At 62.8% G+C, this 17,615-nt stretch carries 20 protein-coding genes; 10 read left to right on the plus strand and 10 right to left on the minus strand.

From position 1 onward, the window contains the following. Positions 1-10 precede the first annotated feature (10 nt). Complete coding sequence (locus ATN38_RS08340; protein WP_218747800.1) at positions 11-2,236, plus strand: MMPL family transporter; 2,226 nt, start codon at positions 11-13, stop codon at positions 2,234-2,236. Between the two features lie 4 nt (positions 2,237-2,240). Here the strand turns inward: ATN38_RS08340 and ATN38_RS08345 are convergent, their stop codons facing one another. Genes ATN38_RS08345 through ATN38_RS08360 form a run of 4 tightly spaced genes read right to left on the minus strand, consistent with a single transcriptional unit; the run spans position 2,241 to position 4,720 of the window. Beyond that, positions 2,241-3,086, minus strand: a complete 846-nt coding sequence (locus tag ATN38_RS08345) for a DNA-3-methyladenine glycosylase (RefSeq protein WP_003939965.1) — start codon at positions 3,084-3,086, stop codon at positions 2,241-2,243. Then, the gene (locus ATN38_RS08350) at positions 3,083-3,682 is read right to left on the minus strand and encodes a methylated-DNA--[protein]-cysteine S-methyltransferase (RefSeq protein WP_007729599.1); all 600 of its coding nucleotides are present in this window, start codon (positions 3,680-3,682) and stop codon (positions 3,083-3,085) included. The genes ATN38_RS08345 and ATN38_RS08350 overlap by 4 nt, the downstream gene beginning before the upstream one ends. Further along, positions 3,679-4,233 (minus strand): RNA polymerase sigma factor, encoded by a 555-nt coding sequence (locus ATN38_RS08355; protein ID WP_003940104.1) that lies wholly within the window; start codon positions 4,231-4,233, stop codon positions 3,679-3,681. The genes ATN38_RS08350 and ATN38_RS08355 overlap by 4 nt, the downstream gene beginning before the upstream one ends. Then, entirely contained in the window at positions 4,220-4,720 is a 501-nt protein-coding gene (locus tag ATN38_RS08360) for a methylated-DNA--[protein]-cysteine S-methyltransferase (RefSeq protein WP_003940613.1), read from the minus strand. Before ATN38_RS08360 ends, ATN38_RS08355 begins: the two co-directional genes overlap by 14 nt. A 144-nt stretch (positions 4,721-4,864) precedes the next feature. On the opposite strand from ATN38_RS08360, the gene ATN38_RS08365 reads away from it, so the two are divergent. Beyond that, positions 4,865-5,410 (plus strand): hypothetical protein, encoded by a 546-nt coding sequence (locus ATN38_RS08365; RefSeq protein WP_007729604.1) that lies wholly within the window; start codon positions 4,865-4,867, stop codon positions 5,408-5,410. Positions 5,411-5,414: 4 nt separating this feature from the next. On the opposite strand, the gene ATN38_RS08370 is transcribed toward ATN38_RS08365, so the two are convergent. The 4 genes from ATN38_RS08370 to ATN38_RS08385 form a co-directional block, all read right to left on the minus strand. Then, a complete protein-coding gene (locus ATN38_RS08370) occupies positions 5,415-6,152 on the minus strand; it encodes an SDR family oxidoreductase (RefSeq protein ID WP_054825972.1) in 738 nt (245 codons plus the stop codon). Continuing rightward, entirely contained in the window at positions 6,149-7,174 is a 1,026-nt protein-coding gene (locus tag ATN38_RS08375) for a phosphotransferase family protein (protein WP_007729609.1), read from the minus strand. The genes ATN38_RS08370 and ATN38_RS08375 overlap by 4 nt, the downstream gene beginning before the upstream one ends. After that, positions 7,171-8,382 (minus strand): acyl-CoA dehydrogenase family protein, encoded by a 1,212-nt coding sequence (locus ATN38_RS08380; RefSeq protein ID WP_003940162.1) that lies wholly within the window; start codon positions 8,380-8,382, stop codon positions 7,171-7,173. The genes ATN38_RS08375 and ATN38_RS08380 overlap by 4 nt, the downstream gene beginning before the upstream one ends. A 75-nt stretch (positions 8,383-8,457) precedes the next feature. Continuing rightward, a complete protein-coding gene (locus tag ATN38_RS08385; protein WP_218747801.1) occupies positions 8,458-10,236 on the minus strand; it encodes an ABC transporter ATP-binding protein in 1,779 nt (592 codons plus the stop codon). Positions 10,237-10,331: 95 nt separating this feature from the next. Here ATN38_RS08385 and ATN38_RS08390 point away from each other — a divergent pair, with 95 nt between their 5' ends. Beyond that, positions 10,332-10,919, plus strand: a complete 588-nt coding sequence (locus ATN38_RS08390; protein ID WP_030537226.1) for a TetR/AcrR family transcriptional regulator — start codon at positions 10,332-10,334, stop codon at positions 10,917-10,919. Here the strand turns inward: ATN38_RS08390 and ATN38_RS08395 are convergent. Continuing rightward, a complete protein-coding gene (locus tag ATN38_RS08395) occupies positions 10,854-12,389 on the minus strand; it encodes a LuxR family transcriptional regulator (protein WP_218747802.1) in 1,536 nt (511 codons plus the stop codon). The two genes, ATN38_RS08390 and ATN38_RS08395, sit on opposite strands and share 66 nt — an antisense overlap. A 170-nt stretch (positions 12,390-12,559) precedes the next feature. Here ATN38_RS08395 and ATN38_RS08400 point away from each other — a divergent pair, with 170 nt between their 5' ends. The 6 genes from ATN38_RS08400 to ATN38_RS08425 all read left to right on the plus strand — a co-directional run bounded on the left by ATN38_RS08400 (position 12,560) and on the right by ATN38_RS08425 (position 16,022). Next, positions 12,560-12,934: a PLDc N-terminal domain-containing protein gene (locus ATN38_RS08400; protein ID WP_030537228.1), complete on the plus strand. Its 375-nt coding sequence runs from the start codon at positions 12,560-12,562 to the stop codon at positions 12,932-12,934. Then, entirely contained in the window at positions 12,931-13,368 is a 438-nt protein-coding gene (locus tag ATN38_RS08405; RefSeq protein ID WP_218747803.1) for a DUF6325 family protein, read from the plus strand. The genes ATN38_RS08400 and ATN38_RS08405 overlap by 4 nt, the downstream gene beginning before the upstream one ends. Before the next feature lies 1 nt (position 13,369). After that, positions 13,370-13,678 carry an SHOCT domain-containing protein gene (locus ATN38_RS08410; RefSeq protein WP_054825971.1) on the plus strand — a complete coding sequence of 103 codons (309 nt, stop codon included), beginning with the start codon at positions 13,370-13,372 and terminating at the stop codon, positions 13,676-13,678. A gap of 65 nt (positions 13,679-13,743) precedes the next feature. After that, positions 13,744-14,721 (plus strand): DUF1214 domain-containing protein, encoded by a 978-nt coding sequence (locus tag ATN38_RS08415; RefSeq protein WP_003940299.1) that lies wholly within the window; start codon positions 13,744-13,746, stop codon positions 14,719-14,721. Positions 14,722-14,748: 27 nt separating this feature from the next. Continuing rightward, positions 14,749-15,162: a phage holin family protein gene (locus tag ATN38_RS08420; RefSeq protein WP_020970904.1), complete on the plus strand. Its 414-nt coding sequence runs from the start codon at positions 14,749-14,751 to the stop codon at positions 15,160-15,162. Positions 15,163-15,200: 38 nt separating this feature from the next. Then, complete coding sequence (locus ATN38_RS08425; protein WP_256931593.1) at positions 15,201-16,022, plus strand: tyrosine-protein phosphatase; 822 nt, start codon at positions 15,201-15,203, stop codon at positions 16,020-16,022. Here ATN38_RS08425 and ATN38_RS08430 read toward each other — a convergent pair. Then, positions 16,009-16,986, minus strand: a complete 978-nt coding sequence (locus ATN38_RS08430) for a DMT family transporter (RefSeq protein ID WP_256931594.1) — start codon at positions 16,984-16,986, stop codon at positions 16,009-16,011. The two genes, ATN38_RS08425 and ATN38_RS08430, sit on opposite strands and share 14 nt — an antisense overlap. Positions 16,987-17,020: 34 nt before the next feature. Between ATN38_RS08430 and ATN38_RS08435 the strand changes: the two genes are divergently transcribed. Continuing rightward, positions 17,021-17,599: a TetR/AcrR family transcriptional regulator gene (locus ATN38_RS08435; protein ID WP_218747805.1), complete on the plus strand. Its 579-nt coding sequence runs from the start codon at positions 17,021-17,023 to the stop codon at positions 17,597-17,599. Positions 17,600-17,615 lie beyond the last annotated feature (16 nt).

A 17,615-nucleotide genomic window follows, 5' to 3' on the forward strand; every position in this document is an offset into this window, starting at 1 on the left:
GAGGAGAACCATGACCAAGCTGGATACAACTGATGCAGAACGGAACGAGCGCGGAACGGTCAAACGCCGTCGACTGCCGATCTTCACCGTGATCGCGCTTGCAATCTTTGCCTTCGTCGCAGGCGGATTCGGCGGTTCGTTCCAAGGCAAACTCGCCGAGGTTCAGAAGAACGACAACGCCTCGTACCTCCCGAGTTCCGCCGAATCGACGATCGTCAGCAATCAATCCGCGAACTTCCTCGCGGTCGAGACGATCCCTGGTTTTGTTCTGTTCCATCGAGATTCGGCCCTCACCGAGGCGGACAAATCTGCAATCAACTCGGCCTACGGCGCCATTGCCGGCATCTCCGGAGTAGACGCCGACGGTATGCAGCCCACTCAGTACTCCGCCGACGGCACAACTGCGTCGATCTTCGTGCCACTCGTCGCCAAGGACGGAGACACATCCGTGGCAGGCGATGTCCTGGCGAGCACCGAGCAGAACGTCATCGACGCAGCAAAACAAGCAGCTGGTGATGTCGAGGTACTCCCAGCCGGGCCAGGTGGGCTACTCGTTGCGTTCATCGACGCCTTTGCCGGTCTGGACGGAGCGCTCCTTGGCGCGGCACTCCTGGTCGTGATCCTCATCCTGCTTGTCGTGTACCGATCGCCGGTGTTGTGGTTCTTCCCGTTGTTCTCCGCGCTCCTCGCCATCGGCTTGTCGTCGATGGTGATCTATTTCCTCGCGAAAGCCGAATTACTCACTCTGACCGGACAATCTCAAGGCATCCTTTTCGTGTTGGTGATCGGTGCCGGTACCGACTACGCCCTACTCTTGATCTCTCGCTATCGCGAAGAATTGCACACGTATTCCAACCGCTTCGACGCGATGATCAAGGCCTGGCGCGAGTCTGCGCCGGCCATCACCGCTTCGGCTGTCACCGTGATTCTCGGTCTGCTTTGCCTGACGTTCTCTCAACTCAACTCCAACAAGAGCCTCGGACCCGTCGCCGCCATCGGCATCGCCTGCACCTACCTGGTGATGATGACGTTCATGCCGGTCGCTCTGGCCGCCACCGGACGGTGGGTCTTCTGGCCGCGCAAGCCCAAGGTCGATCACGCCGCAGACCTTACGACGCACGGGATGTGGGGCAAGATCGCCGAGGCCGTCGGTAGCAAGGACCGCCCACTGTGGATCGGCGCCACAGTGTTGTTGATCATCCTGTTCGCGGCCGGGATCGGCAGTCTCAAAACCGATGGCCTGACATCCACCGAAAGCTTCACCAATCGTCCCGACGCTGTTGTCGGACAAGAACTCTACGACTCGAAGTTCGATCCCGGAGCCGGCGCACCGGCCGTGATCACCGCAAACGCCGACCAGGCCGACGCCGTCATCAAAGCAGCCAGCGGCGTCGAAGGTATCTCGCAGGATCCCGGCGCCGTCTGCACCCAGGTGGACGTCGCAAAGGTCAGCGAGTTGATCAAGACCAACCCCGCTGCCGTCGCACAAGCCGCCGCTGCGGGTTGCGCCCCTGCGGCTTTCACCGTTGCACCGATCGACGGCCGAACCATGATCAATGCAACCCTCGCCGACTCTTACGATTCGCCGCAGGCACTCGAAACTGTCAAGCGACTGCGGACTGCCGTCCACGACGTGCCCGGCGCCGACGCGCTCGTCGGCGGCAGCACGGCCACCACCCTTGATGTCCAGGCGGCCTCGGTCCGCGACAGAAACCTGATCATCCCGATCGTGCTGGTGGTGATCTTCCTGGTTCTGGCCGCTTTGCTCCGCGCTCTGCTGATCCCGGTGATTCTCATTGTCACCGTGGTGCTTTCATTCGCGGCGACCCTCGGTGTGAGCGGATTCTTCTTCACACACGTATTCGGGTTCGCCGGGGCGGATCAATCGTTCCCGCTGTTCGCCTTCGTCTTCCTCGTCGCGCTGGGTATCGACTACAACATCTTCCTGATGACCAGAGTCCGGGAGGAGACCGGAGAATTCGGCACCCGTGCAGGTGTACTGCGCGGTCTTGCGGTGACGGGCGGTGTGATCACGTCAGCCGGAATCGTCTTGGCCGCAACATTTGCCGTACTGGGCATCCTGCCACTGGTCTTCCTCGCCGAGATCGGATTTGCCGTGGCCTTCGGCGTGCTGCTCGATACGATCATCGTGCGCAGCGTCCTGGTGCCGGCACTCTCTCACGACATCGGGAAACGTATTTGGTGGCCGTCCGAACTGGCGCGCGCGAAAGACTGACCGACTACAGAAACGCTTCCTTGGTCCACAGATGAAAGAGCGCGTAGGCTCGCCAGGGTCGCCAGCGCTCGGACAACGCTGCGGCTTCTTTGCCCGTCGAGACCCCCAGCGCACGTTTCAACACCAGATCATCGGGTACGAATGCGTCGCGATCACCGAGAATCCGGACGGTGAGATAGTCAGCGGTCCACGGTCCGATCCCCTTTAGCGCCAACAGCTCTCGCCGAAATTGGACAGGATCCGCATTCCAGGAGAGGTCGAGGCCGTTCGCTGCCGCAGTTGCCAGCGTGTGCACTGTTCTTGCGCGCGCTGTGGTCAATCCGACGGCTTTCTGTATGCCCTCGGTTGATTGCGCTGCAACCACGTCCGGATCAGGGAAGGCAAGAAAATCCCCTTGCACCGGCGCTCCGAATGCGCTGACAAAACGACCACCGAACGTCCTCGCCGCGCCGAGCGAAACCTGTTGTCCCAGAACGGTGAGCACTGCGGTCTCGAACCCGTCCACCGAACCGAGCACACGCAATCCTGGACGGGCGGCAACAAGTGGGGCCAACAACTCATCACTACCGAACGCCGCTTCGACAGCAGTGTGATCGGCGTCGAGGTCGAGCCAACGACGCACGATCACCTCCAGCACTGCAGAATCCCCCGCCGGCACATCGGAATCCACGACGACACCGTCGTCGGTCCACGACACCGACACGACAACGGGTCCGGAAGGCAACGGTACGACTCTGGTGTGAACACCGTCGTCGTGACGCTCGAGGCCTGCGACGCAGTGAGCCCGCAGGGCACCGGTGAGCGGTTCGACTGCATAGGGCGCCTGAAAGCGCAGCGTCACTGCGCTCACCGGCCGGCTTCCAGATCCAGCAGAATCGCTTTCAGTTCGGGGCCACCCGCGTACTGCCCGAGGCTGCCGTCGCTGCGCACCACCCGGTGACACGGGACCACCAACGGCAGCGGGTTCTTTGCACATGCGGTCCCTACGGCACGCACCGCACGTGGGCTTCCCGACGCTGCCGCGACCACCGAATAGCTTGCAGTGTGGCCGTATTCGATCTCGGGAAGATGACGCAACACTTCGCGTCGAAACCCTTTCGCGAGTTGGAAATCCAAGCGCAGATCGAATTCTCGACGCGCACCGGCAAAGTACTCGTCCAACTCGCGAGCGACAGTGTCCAGCCTGCGCGGGTAATGAAGCACACGAGGGCTGACGGTGTCCGCCAATCGTTCCAGAACGAGGTCGTGCCCTTCGACGGCAAAGGCAACCCGCACCAGGCCGACATCAGTTGCCGCCAGCAGCAGCTTTCCGACCGGCGAATCGACGGTTCGATATGCCACGTCGATCAATTCGGCTTCGGACGCCTGCGCAGCCAGGCGCGCCCGTAGGCGGATCATGGCGTCGGCGTCAACGGCTGGAAGTGCCTCGAACACATCGTTACTCATGAGTGACTCCCTTCCGCAGCGGTAGCGGACAAGTAGGTTCTTCGTAGGGTGGCGATACCGTCGGCACCCGCGCGTCTGGCGGCTGCCGGCGTGTTGCCGAGGATGTCCGCGATCTCTGCGTACGGCAGCCCACCCAGAAAGTGATAGGCGACCGCCGCACGTTGTTTGAGCGGTAGTTGTTCGAGTGCGTCCCAGAGTTCGTGATTCCACGTGCCCGGCACGCCGATACGCGTCGGCAACTCCGGAACGTCGTCTGTCGGCACGGCCACGCGGGCACGCACTCGGGTGATGTCGATTGCCTTGCGGTGCGCGATGGTCACCAGCCAGGCTTCGATGTTCGCGTCCGGATTCAGATCCGGATATGCCCGCATCGCTGCGATGAACGTCTCGGACCACGCGTCCTCGGCGTCGACGGGACCGACCACCGCGCGGCAGACACGGAGGACCACTGCACCGTATTCGGTCACGACGTCTTCGAACGGTTTGAGTCTCACGATCGGTAGACGTTCCCGATCACCGAATTGTGAGCCGAGCGCATCAGAAGAGGACATCCGATTCGCCGCCGTGCTCGCGGTCGAGCAGGAACCGCTTGCGTTCGAGGCCGCCGGCGAAACCGGTCAGACTTCCGTCGCTACCGACCACGCGATGACAGGGAACGATGATGCTGATCGGATTCTTGCCGTTTGCCGCGGCGGCAGCACGGATCGCAAGCGGGTTACCCAAAGTTTGCGCGAGCTCCATGTATGTCCAGGTTTCGCCGTACGGGATCGTTCGCAAGGTGTCCCACACCCGCTTCTGGAACTCGGTGCCCACGGGCGCCAGCGGCACGGAGAACTCCGTGCGATCACCCTCGAAGTACTCGGTGAGCTGCGATTCGACTTCACCGAAGACCGCCGAGGAACGATCACCGAACGTGGACTCGTCCGGCTTGTGGCGATGCTCCGCCATGTACAGACCGCAGAGGTCGTCACCTGCTGCTACCAGCGTCAACGCTCCGATCGGCGAGTCGATCACAGTGTGCGTACGGATAGCCGTCATGTCTCGATCCTTCCAGGTTGCGCGGTGCAGCAGGCAGCGGGTGAATTGATTGTCCGCGCCGGCACCGACACCTCGAAGACGCCGCTGGCCTCGTGAATGTGAGATTTACCTGTACTTTGACGTCACATCAGGCAGTATCGAGGGATGGCTCTAGTTTTGCCCGGCAGCTCCACCGTCGTCCGCTCCGTCGGCGACGTGGTGCACTGGTCCCTGTCCACGGTCGCTTTTGCGGTCACCCTGCCCACTCGACTCGAGGCGCTCCTCTTCTCGGTCGAGAGGTTGGTGGCACGCATCAACCAGATCGCCGACAACGCCGACCGCGTCGTCATCGGAGCCGCCGCCGTGACCGTTCGCGCTGAGACGCTGGTCGAGGCCGTCGAGCAGACCTCGGACATCGCGGGACAACTCCTCGAGATCTACGAGCCCATCGCCCTACAGCTCGCGCCACTGGCCGCCAGGTTCGCCGACGACCTTTCCGAGGCAGAGGTCAGCGCCGCGATCAAGCTGATCGACCAACTACCGGAGCTCACCGACCGGGTGGCCGCGGTGTTGCCCATCCTCGGAACCTTGGACTCCGTCTCGCCCGAGATCCACGAACTCCTCGGAGTGGTCAAGGACCTGCGGCAGGCGATCGTCGGGGTGCCTGGCTTTCACTTCTTTCGCAAGCGGGGCGAAGCCAAGCTGGATTGAAATTTCAGGCGGAGTAGCCGTTGGTCCCGGCCCGCGCCATGACGACCTTCGGAACGACCGCTCGAGACGAGAGCTTGAGCAGACCGTCCACCAACTCCACGATGTCGTCGACCTTGATCATGGTGTCCGGTGTGATCCGATCGTGTGTCCACGCCGACATGTCGGTGTCGACGTAACCGGGAGCGATGGCCGTCGCACTGACGCCGTTTCCGGATTCCTCGGCGTTGAGTGCCTCGACCATCGAAATCAGCGCAGCTTTGGTGGCTCCGTAGACGGCCAGGCCGCTCTCGGCGTACACACCGGCCATCGAGGCGAGAGCGATCACCTTTGCTCCGCCGGCGAAGTCCGCGTCCGCCGCTGTACGCAGGAGCGGCAGCGACGCTTGCAATAGTGCAAACGGTGTCCGGAGATTGACGGCAACGGTCTTGTCGAAACGTCGCATCGGGTAATCCGCCACTCGCCCACTGGTTCCCACTCCGGCGTTGAGGACGAGAGCCCTCATGGAGCCGAATCGCTCACTGTGTGTGGCGACGAGTGCTGCGGCGAAGTTCTCGTCCGCCATGTCGCCGGCCGAGACGACGACGTCCGGCGATCCGGCGCGCGTAAGTTCTTCGGCGACAACGGCGAGCCGCTCGGTATCACGCGCCGTGATGGTCAGCCCGTACCCTTGCGAAGCCAAGCGTGTTGCGATGCCGAGCCCGATTCCCTTGGAGGCGCCGGTGACCAGTGCTGATCGAGTCATTCGAATTTCCCTTGCAGTGCGTTGAGTCCGGCCGAGATCAGTTCCGGCACAGAAGATCCAGCCTTGTCGAATCCCCCGCCGACGGTGGCTCCTGCTCGGAATCGGTGATCGATGCCCTGCGCCACGACGGCGAGTTTGAAGAACCCGAGCGCCATGTAGAAGTTCCAATGCGCCAGTTCACGACCCGACACGGACGAATACCGTTGCGCCAGATCGACAACGGACGGTAGCGACGGGCTCGTCCACGCGGCAGGCTCACCCAGAACCAGATCCAGCGCGGGATGCCGATAGACGCACATCATCGCGATGTCCGCCAGCGGATCGCCCAGCGTCGACAGTTCCCAGTCCACCACTGCGGCAACCTTGGTGACGTCGTTCGCCGCGAGAATCGTGTTGTCGATCCGGTAGTCGCCGTGCACGATCGACGAAGCCGATTCAGCAGGAATCAATTCCGCGAGGCTCGACGCCAACCTGTCCACGTCGGCCGAGTCCTCGGTCTTGACGCGTGACCATTGACCGGCCCACAACTTCACCTGGCGGGCTACGTAACCGTCGGGTCTGCCGAGTTCGCCGAGACCCACTGCGGTGTAGTCGACGTCGTGCAGGGCAGCGAGAACACGCACCAACTCGTCGGTGCACTGCGTGACCTGCGCTGCCGGAACAGCTTCCAACTCGGTTTTGGTTCGGATCACTTGACCGGTGACGAACTCGACCACCGTGAACGACGCACCCATCACCGAGGCGTCCTCGCACAGCACGACGGTCGGCGCGACCGGCACGGCGGTGTTCTGCAACGCCGAGGTGATTCGGAACTCACGCGCAACGTCGTGCGCCGACGGCGTGAGGCCGGCCGTGGGTGGACGACGGAGAATCCACTTCGAGTTGTCGTCGAAGATACCGTAGGTGAGATTGGATTTGCCGCCTGAAATCAGTTCGGCTCGCAACTCACCGCTCACCTCGACGCCAGCGGCTTGCAGATACTTGTGGAGCGCCGCGAGATCGAGTCCTGGAAAGTCCGTCACTTCGACTCCTCCCGAGCAGCGCGCTTCGCAGCTCCGACAACACGTTTCGCAATTGCCCAGCGATGAACCTCGGACGGGCCGTCGTAGACGCGGAAGGGACGCACTTCGCGGGACAAGCGTGCCAGCGGCAGATCGCCGGACACGCCCATTCCGCCACACATCTGAATGGAGCGGTCCACGATCCGGAAGATCGCCTCGGCAGCGTAGGTCTTGGCGATGGACGTCGCGTTGCTCGCGTGCCCGCCCTGATCGAGTTCGAAGCAGGCCTGCACCAGAAGTGCGCGGCTGGCTGCGATGTCGATCTCGTTGTCGGCGACCATCTTCTGGATCATTCCGAGATCACCGAGTTTCGAGCCGAAGCCTTCTCGTTCGGCAACTCTGGCCACGGCGACGTCGTGGCCGCGGCGCGCTGCACCGAGCCAGCGCATCACGTGCGTCATGCGGGCGGGACCGAGGCGAACCTGCGCGTAGGCGAAACCTTGATCGACCTCACCGAGAACGGCCTCGTCGGGTACGAAGAGATCCTCGAACGTGACCTCGCAGTGCCCACCGATCATGGCCTTGTCGAGGGTGTCGATGTGTCGACCCACTACCAGGCCGGGAGTGTCCGTCGGCGCCAAGAACATGGTCGCTCCGCCGCGCTGCCCGGGCTCGCCGGACGTGCGCGCCATGATGATGAAGAACCCGGCGCCGTCGGCGCCGGTGATGAACCATTTCTTACCGTTGATCTTCCAGCCACCGGGGACTTTTTCGGCGCGGGTGTTCAAAGCCGAGGGATCGGATCCCGCTCCGGGCGCGGGTTCGGTCATGGCGAATGCCGACCGCATGTCCCCGCTTGCGAGCGGCGCGAGGAACTGCTGCTTCTGTGCTTCGTTCGCCACGTGGGCCAGCATGTGAACGTTGCCCTCGTCCGGCGCCGCGATGTTGAGCGCCGTCGGCCCGAAGAGCGAGTAGCCGGCTTCCTCGAAGACCGGCGCGCGATCACTCATGTTGAGTCCGTGTCCGCCGTACTCGATCGGCGCATGCGGGGCGAAGACACCGGCTTCTTTTGCTGCCGACTGCATCTCGATGCGGATTGCATCGCCACCCGCGACAGCGATGTCACCGGCGTGTTCGTCTTCGATGGGGAGCACTACGTTGCGCGTGAAGTCGCGCGTCTTCTCGATCAGCGCCACCACCTCGGGCGCGTACGTCAGATCGATTGCCACCAGCCACCTCCGAAAGAACATCCCGACCGAGCGATCGCTCGGTATCAGCACTCTCGCACACGCCGACGCGTCGGGTCAACAATCCTCGAGCATTGCCTGGCCCTGATCGAGCCGGCCGGCAACCACCATGTCGCGGTACAGATCGTCCTTGTCCATGAGCTCGTCATGGTTGCCGATGTTGCGGATCCGACCGTCTTCCATGACCACGATCCAGTCGGCGTCACGCACCGTCGAGAGCCGGTGAGCGATAGTCACCACGGCCCCGGTGCGCGCACGTTCGTTGATCGCGTCGACAATCGCGGCTTCGGTGAGCGTGTCGACCTGGGCAGTGGCTTCGTCGAGCAGAAGCAAAGCACTCGGCCGCAGAACTGCGCGCGCCATCGCGATCCGCTGACGTTGGCCGCCCGACAGCGAGGTGGCCGTCAGAGCGGTGTCGAGTCCGTTGGGCAGGGCCTCGATCGCGTCGTCGAGTCGGAGCAAGCGCAGAACGGCCTGTACTTCTTCGTCCGTCGCATCGGGATGGCTGAAGACGACGTTCTCCCGAATCGTTCCGGGCACCACCGGTGTCTCCTGCTCCACGTACGCGAGACTCTCGCGCACAGCGCGGTGATCGAGCGCGTCGTAACCGACTCCATGCAGGAGAACCTCACCCGATCGCGGTTCGACAAATCGCAGCACGGTCGAGAGCAAGGTCGTCTTTCCTGCGCCCGACGGGCCGACGATGGCCATGTGCCCACGCGTCGGAATGACCAGCGAGACATCGCGCAACGCCGGCTGGTTCGATCCGTGGTAGCTCACGGTGACGTCGCGCAACTCGATCAGCGGCGCGGCAGCGCTCGTTTTCGCGACCACGTCCACGACCTCGTCGTACTGCTCGGTGGGCAACGACTGCATCTCGCGAATCCGGATAGCTGCCGCGATTCCCGACTGAACGGAGGTCACGTTCTGCGCAAGCTCCGACACCGGCCCCATCAGGGTGAAGGCGTAGAGCAAAAACGCGATGAGCGTCGAGACTGCCATTTCGCCGTCGGCGACTCGCCAGGCACCGAAGCCCAGGATGGCAATGATCGATCCTTGAATGGCGGTCCACGCGACAGTCCACGCGGTTGCCGACACTCGCACCGCCGTGATCGCATGCTTTTTCGCATCGGACGCGTTGTTCGTCACCAGAGCCCCGACGCGATCCTCGGCGAGGGAAACCTTGACCGTCCGGATCGCACGCAAGCCACCCTCGAGAACGCCGCCGAGCTGACCGAGCGATTCCTGGGTTCGTGCTTCCGCTGCGGAAATCCGAGGCATCAGAACCGCAAAGAGTATGGAGGCGAACACGATTGCCACCATGGTGACGCCCAACAACGGCAGATCCAGTACGCCCATCAGAACAATCGTTCCGATGGTCAACGCGGCTGCGTTCAGAATATTCACCGCGGCCGACGACGCAGCCTCCCGCAGCAACAAGGTGTCAGACGTGACCCGGGTGACCAATTCACCCACGGATCGCGATTGCAGCGACGGCACCGTCGCAGCGAGGAATCGCCTCACCAGCGACGACCTGGCGTCGAAGACAACCTTCTCGGCGGCGGTTCCGAGAACGATCCACTGAGCACAACCGAGCACGGCACCGACGATCAGAAGGACGACGAGCGTGAGGATAGGTCCTTTCAGCGACGCACCGGTATCGAGGGTGTCGAGAACCCACTTGGTGACCATCGGCGTTGCCAGCGTCGCCGCCGAGCCGCACAGCGCCAATACCAATCCGAGGAGGAGCGACGGCAGATGCGGTCGAGCAAACTCCGAGAGGACGCGGAGATTGCTCCATTTCGGTGCGGGCTGAGAAGCGTCGGATTCAAGCATGAATTTATGGAACACGAATGTTCCATAAAGGGCAAGAGAAATTCCGATTCGGAAACACTGGATACCGAAACCGGACACGGCTACGCTTCGGATTCGTGACAACGATCCACAGCGCACCAGAACAAAGCGCGACCCGCGAGCGCACACGGAAGGCCATCCTCGATGCTGCCGTTTCGGTGTTCGCATCCAAGCCTGCTGCGACCCTCAGCGAGATCGCTTCGGCCGCAAAGGTCGGCCGGACCACTTTGCACCGCTACTTTCCCGAACGGTCAGACCTGGTCGACGCAGTCGCGGCCGAGGCCACTCGTGCCGTCGGAGAGGCCGCAGCAGCAGCTCGACTCGGCGAGGGTACCGGAGCCGAAGCACTGGTTCGCCTGTGCCATGAATACTTCGAACTGGCCGACCTCTTGACGGTCCTGTTCTTCACTCCCGGTGTGTATCAAGAAGATTCGTTTGCCGAGTCCGCGTCGAACGACGACTCAGTCACCGATGCCATCGAGCGCGGACACTCCGACGGTTCCATCGACCCCGACATGGGTTCGGACTGGGTGCAGAACCTGCTGTGGTCACTGCTCTACACGTCGATGGACTACGTGAACCGCGGTTCCGGGACGCGACTACAAGCCTTGGATCTGACGGTTCGCAGCCTCCGCCGCGGAATTGCCCCCGACCCCGCGGTCTAGGTTGTCGGCTGCTTGAACAGCGGCACGCCGCTTGGTCACGCCTAGTTTGCGGTAGATCGAGCGAATGTGAGTCTTCACAGTGGGATAGGCGATGCCGAGGTGCGCAGCGATCTCGTCTGCAGTCATCGTAGTTCGCAGAAAAGTGAGGATCTCTTTCTCACGTTCCGTCAGGACTCCGGCGAGTTTGGCAGAGAGCTGGCCCCGTTTTTCCAGAATCGTGCGCAGGAGCTCCTGGTGTCTCGACCCCTGTGTTGCGTGCGCGTTCAACAGATCGACGATTACCGGATCGCCGCTCAGAAATGGGGCGAGAATCCGCTCGGGGATTGCTTCCGCCAGCGCACGATCCAACTGCTCGTGCGCCTGCGGTCCACGCCCGGCGACGGAGCTCAGGGCGGCAGACGTGACAAGGGTGCTCACCAGCGCATATCGCGGCAGCGCGGCCGAGGTTGCCAAGCGAAGCGCTTGAGCCGACGGTTCCGGATCCCCCATGACTCGGTAGAGCTCCGCGAGAAGCGCGTGAGCGACCGCAGCACCTGTTCTGGTCAGCGTGGGCATTGCGATGCGGCGAGCTTGCTCGTCCTGTCCTTGAGCGTGGGCGAGCCAGGCCGTGGTGACGCGCCGCAGCGTATCCCAAGGAATGCCGTGCTTGTCCGCAGTGCTCACGCCTCGCAGCAGACGAGCGGCGTTGTGGTACCGGTCTTCCCGGTTCAGAGCGATCAGGCTCATCACCAGGTACAGACGGGCGAGCGCCTCGAAATTGGTTCCGGGGCTGCCCTCCTCGATGATCGAGTCGAACTGAGCGATCGCCTCGTCGAAGTCACCACGCCAGTAGGCGATGCACCCTCGATTCGACTGTGGGAGACCGCCTTCGAAGCGTTCCCAGTCGGACGCCACCTCTCGAGCAGGAAGGCCGTCGAGGATCTGTTCGGCTTCGGTGAATACCCCTGCGTGGGTGAGCGCGAAAGCCAAATTGGATTGTGCGAGACGCAACGTCTCCGTACGCGACTGCAACTGCGCCTCGTCGCCGGCCGAGCGAAGTAGCGCGATGGCACGAGGAAGGTCACGACGAAGCCTGATCTCGGTCCACCCGAGGAGGAAGAGCGCGGACGGGTAATCGTCCTCGGGCTCGCACTGGGCGAGCGCGTGACGCGCGCGATCGGCGATGACGGCCTTGGTCGAGGTGTCCGGAGCGAGCAGCAGGTCGGTGAAGCAGACGACAAAATCGTCGGACGCCACCCGCAGACCCTGCCCGCGGAGAAACTCAGCGCCGTACGGATCACCGCTGAGATCGCGGCAGCACGCCCGTATCAGCAGGATGTGCGGATCGTGGGGATCGGGATGAGCAAGGCAGAGCTGCTCGAGTTCCCTGGTGTGAGATTCGAGAATCAAACGAAGCCAGTTTTTCCGCAGGACTCGTCGAGCCTGCTCCGCCTCACCAGAGGCGAGTGCGTCACGCACGGCTTCGATCATGTGTCGAAGATACTCGAGACGTTCGATGTCCGTGGAAATCCGGTCTCATCCGCTTCGGATGAGACCGCGATCGAAGCCTGCGGAAACCAGTGAGAATTGCCGGAATCAACCGAAATGCGCTAGTCGGCGGAATCCCGGTGCGCAGGCCTGACACGAAACGGATAAGACACATGAGCTTCTGGGAAAGCCTCGGCTGGATGCTGTGGGCAACCGTCTTCATCGGATATCTCTTCGCGCTGTTCGCGATCATCGCCGACCTGTTCCGCGACCACAAGCTCAGCGGTTGGTTGAAGGCCGTCTGGGTGTTCTTCCTACTCTTCCTGCCCATCCTCACCGCGCTCGTCTATCTCGTCGCCCGCGGCGAAGGGATGACGGAACGCAGCAACAAGGCCGCACGCGACGCCGAGAAGGCCGCCGAATCGTATATCCGCGAGGTCGCGGGGAAGAGCCCCAGCGAGGAGATCGCCGCAGCCGCAGCACTGCTCGAAGCCGGAGCGATCAGCGAGGACGAGTTCGCCGCACTCAAGCTGAAGGTCCTCTCGTGAGTGCCGCGCGTTTCGGCCCCGTCGACTTCTACCTTCTCGGCCTGCCTGGGCAGAGCCTCGACCCGGCCGCGCTCTCCGCACTGACCGACCTTACGGATACCGGCCTGGTGCGGCTGCTCGATCTGATCGTCATCTCCAAGTCCGAGGACGGTGAACTCACCCTCATCGAAGTCGAGGAGTTGCCGAACGGCTTCGAGATCAACGTCGAGATGCTCGGCGCGTCCGGTCTGCTCGGGCATGAGGACATCACCGAACTCGCGGCAGCCATTCCCACCGGTGCCACAGCGCTGCTGGTCGCGCTCGAGCTGGTCTATCAGCGCGAACTCGCCGCCCGCACCGCTGCGTCAGGCGCGGTGCTACTGGGTTATGAGCGGATACCCGCACCCGTCGTCAATGCCCTCATGGACACGATCATCCCGGAATTGGAGGTCTGACATGCCGTACATCCCGAGACGAGGCCGCCCCGGACTACTGGGCCTCGCCGCACGCACCGCGGTCGTGACCGGTACTGCGACCGCCGTCAGCGACGGTATGGCCACCCGCCGGCAAAGGAGAGCCCAAGCCGAATACGAGCAGGCGCAGTACGAATTTGCCCAGCAGCATGCCGCACTCCCGATGCCCACACCCGCACCCGCGGCCTCGGTCGATCTCGTCGCCGAGTTGCAGAAACTCGGCGACCTCAAATCACAAGGCCTGCTGAGCGACGCCGAGTTCCAAGCCGCGAAAGCGCGACTGCTCGGCTGATTCACCCCGACGGGCCATGGATTACCGCGCCCGCTTCCGTACCCCGACACCGATTGGAACCCACTATGTCCACGATCGCCGTCAACGTCCTGAACTTCAATCGGGCAGAGTCCGATCTCATGTTCGCTCGCCTGGCCGCGGGCGTCGGCCTGGGCACGTGGAACCACACTCGTGATCTCGGGTCACTCGACAACCAGCCGATCATCCGCCAGAACCGCGACACTCTGTACAGCAGCGCGATCATCGACGTGCGCGAGAACGTCACCATCACGGTGCCCGATACCGGCGAGCGCTACATCTCCGTGTGGGTGGTCAGTCAAGATCACTTCGGTCCCGTCATCCTGCGCGACCCGGGAGAGCACCTGCTCACGCGTGAATTGGTCGGGACCGACTACGCCGCACTGATCGTGCGCATCCTCGTCGATCCGAACAGCCCCGAAGACGTCGCCGAGGTGAACCGGTTGCAAGACGCCCTCAACATCGACGGCGGCGGAACGGGAGAGTTCCCGTTGCCCGACTACGACGAGCAATCGCAGACCGAGACCCGCGACGCACTCCTCGCACTCGCGCGTGGCATCACCACGTACGACCATTCATTCGGTACCGCTGCGGAAGTCGATCCGATCAGGCACCTGCTCGGTACCGCATCCGGCTGGGGTGGCCTTCCCGAGTACGAGGCCACCTACGTCAACTTCGACGAACGTCTCCCGGTCGGGGAATACCGTCTCCGCCTGAACGATGTTCCCGTGGATGCGTTCTGGTCGGTCTCGCTGTACAACGCGGCCGGATACTTCGAAGAGAACGCTCTGGGCGTCAACAGCATCAACAGCCTCACGGCCACCCCAGACTCCGACGGCAGCACCACCATTCGCTTCGGGGTCCATCTCGACGGCGTCGCGAACGCACTGCCCATCATGCCCGGGTGGAACTACGTACTGCGCCTGTACCGCCCCCGTCCCTCCGTGCTCGACGGCACCTGGACGGCGCCTCGTCCCGAAGCCCTGCAGCAAAGCGTTCCCCACGCACACACCACTCTCGGGTGACTCGACCTGATCACGGAGGTACAAGCCATGCGTCTGTTATTTCAGCTCATTTCGCAATGTGTTCTCGGCGCGATCGCGCTGATCGTCGTGCATTTTGCTCTTCCCGGGGTCAGCCTGAGCGTGAACGGCTTCTTGGCCGCTATCGGTGTATTCACCCTCGCACACATGATTCTCGGCCCATTCGTGCTCAGCGTGGCACTGCACTACGCAGCTCCGCTCGCGGGTGGTGTCGGCTTGGTCGCCACACTGCTCGCGCTCTGGGTTGCGACCCTGGTCCCCGACGGTATCGAGATCAGCGGCGTCGGGTCCTGGATCCTCGCCCCGATCATCGTGTGGGTGATCACGGCATTGGGCGGGTGGATCTTCATGGCCCTCGTCATCGACAAGTGGATCAAGAGACGCAATGCCGAAAAGCTCGTGCGCAGTGTGCAGAAGGCATGAATGATCAGTTCGGAAACGGAACCCACAAGGAGTCAGCCATGCCAACTCACCCGCTCGATCGCCGCGTTCTCCTGAAGTCCGCTCCGAACTTCCGGGACCTCGGTGGCATTCCTGTTGCGGACGGCACCGTCCGCGCGGGCGCGCTCTACCGTTCAGCGACTCTCGCGAAACTCGACGGCGACGACCTTGCCGCGGTCGCCGACTTGGACGTGCGGACGGTATACGACCTGAGGACCGCCGCCGAGCGCGACGGCGCACTCGACAATCTCCCTGACTCGACGCGCACAGTCTGGCTCGACGTACTTGCCGACAATGCCCAAAACGCCGCGGCCACTGGACTACTCATGACGGACCCGGTCGCATACGCCGAGACCATCAGCGATGGACGTGGGATCGCACAGATGGAGGAAGCCAACCGCAACTTCGTCAGCCTGCCGTCCGCTCTCGACGCCTATCGCACGTTCTACCTCGACCTCATCGACGAAAAACGCTCCGGGGCAGCACTTTTCCACTGCACCACCGGCAAGGATCGAACTGGGTGGGCCGCGACCTCTTTCCTACTCCTCCTCGGGGCCGACGAAGTCGATGTACGCGCCGACTACCTGGAGACGAACACCGATCTGGCCCCCATGACAGAACCGATCCTCGACTTCGCCGCGAGCAAAGGCGTTGACGCAGAAGTGCTACGACCCCTCCTCGGAGTCCGTGACAGCTATTTCGACGCAGCTCTCGACGAAATGCGCACGCACTTCGGCACCGTCGAGGACTACGCAATCAACGGACTGAAGCTCACCGCAGAGCAGCTCACCGCGCTCCGCGAGCGGTTCACATCCCGATCGGCCTTCATCAGCGCGACGTGATCGAAGCTCTCGCCGGGCAGGAATCCGTGCCCTCGTCCTGCTTCTTCGGGCGATTGCCCACCCGGGTGACCACGACGACGGCGACGATGCCCACCGCCAAGCCGAGCGCGGTGAACGGAGTGAAGGATTCTCCGAACATCAGTGCGCCCCAGACCGCGGTGACGGGGGCGATCAAGAACATCAGGGTGTTGACGGACGTAATGCCGATGCGGCGGAGCAACAACCAGTACAGCCCGTAACCACCGAAGGTGGACAACACGATCAACCAGAGCAACGCGATCCAGAATGTGCTGACACTCGGCGGTACGGCAGCATCCGAGACGATCGCCAGAGTTGTGAAAACTATTGCGCTGGTTGAGCAGTGGATGGCCAAAGCCTGCAGTGGCGGTGTGGACGTGGGAGCGCGTTGCTGGACGAAGGTGGATGCAACCAGGCTGAGCATCCCCAGGAACGGAATCGCGTACGCCCACCACGGCGCCGATGTGCCGGCCCCGGCATCGGCTGCCGTGACCATCACGACGCCGCCCATTCCGATGGCCAACCCGATCCACTGCACACGCGGGACTGCGACACCGAGGACTGGACCGAGCAGCGCGGCAGCCACCAGCGGCTGAATACCGTCGATCAGCGCAGTTGTTCCGGTGTTCACGCCGAGATCGACTGCCCAGTACACCGACAACAGGTAGCCACTCTGGGAGAGCATCCCGATCACCACCTGCCTGCCGAGAGCCCGCGGTGTCGGCATCGTGTTCCGGCGCCGGGCGGAGAGCCAGACAATCGGGAGCAGTACCACCGCGAGCGGGAGAAAACGCCACATCAGCAGCGTGGGGACCTCGGCACTGCCGGCGCCTAGTTTGGCTCCGATGAATCCCGAACTCCAGCACGCGACGAACAGGACCGACAAGGTAGCCGTCACGGCAGATCTCGAGGTCACGATCCGAGGTATACCGATCTGTTTACTCATGAGCCCGACTATACAGATCGGTATACTTTTGTCCATGGCAGAGGAATCCACACCCGAATTGACTCCGAAAGCGCGTCGCATTCTGGAGTCTGCGTCGAAGCTGTTCTACGAAAAGGGGATTCATGCCGTAGGCGTGGATACCGTCGCACTGGACGCCGGGGTCACGAAGAAGACTTTGTACGAACGGTTCGGCTCGAAAGACGGTCTCGTCGTTGAATACCTGAGGGCTCGAGATCGGCGGTGGCGAATCTTTCGCGACGAGAAGCTCGCATCAGCCGGAGCTAGCCTCGCCGAACAGTTGAGTGCGGTATTCGACGCTTCCGCCTCCTGGTCCAAGGCGAGCGGAGGCAAGGGGTGCAGCATGATCAACGCGCACGCCGAGTTCAGCGATCACTCACATCCGGTGTTCGCTGTCATCGCCGAACAAAAGCGGGAGATGTCAGACCTTTTCCGGCGCATTCTGGCGACGGACGGACTAGCCGACGAACGTCTCGTCGAGGCAATCATGCTGCTTCACGAAGGTGCCCTCGTCGCAGACGGGATCGGTATCGGCACCGACCCCTTCGGTGCCGGCCGGAACGCAGCGCTCGAATTGCTCAAAAATTCAGACTGATTCGCGCAGTTGCGTC

The sequence above is a fragment of the Rhodococcus sp. FH8 genome, from assembly GCF_019266085.1.
Classification (GTDB): Bacteria; Actinomycetota; Actinomycetes; order Mycobacteriales; family Mycobacteriaceae; genus Rhodococcus_F; species Rhodococcus_F qingshengii.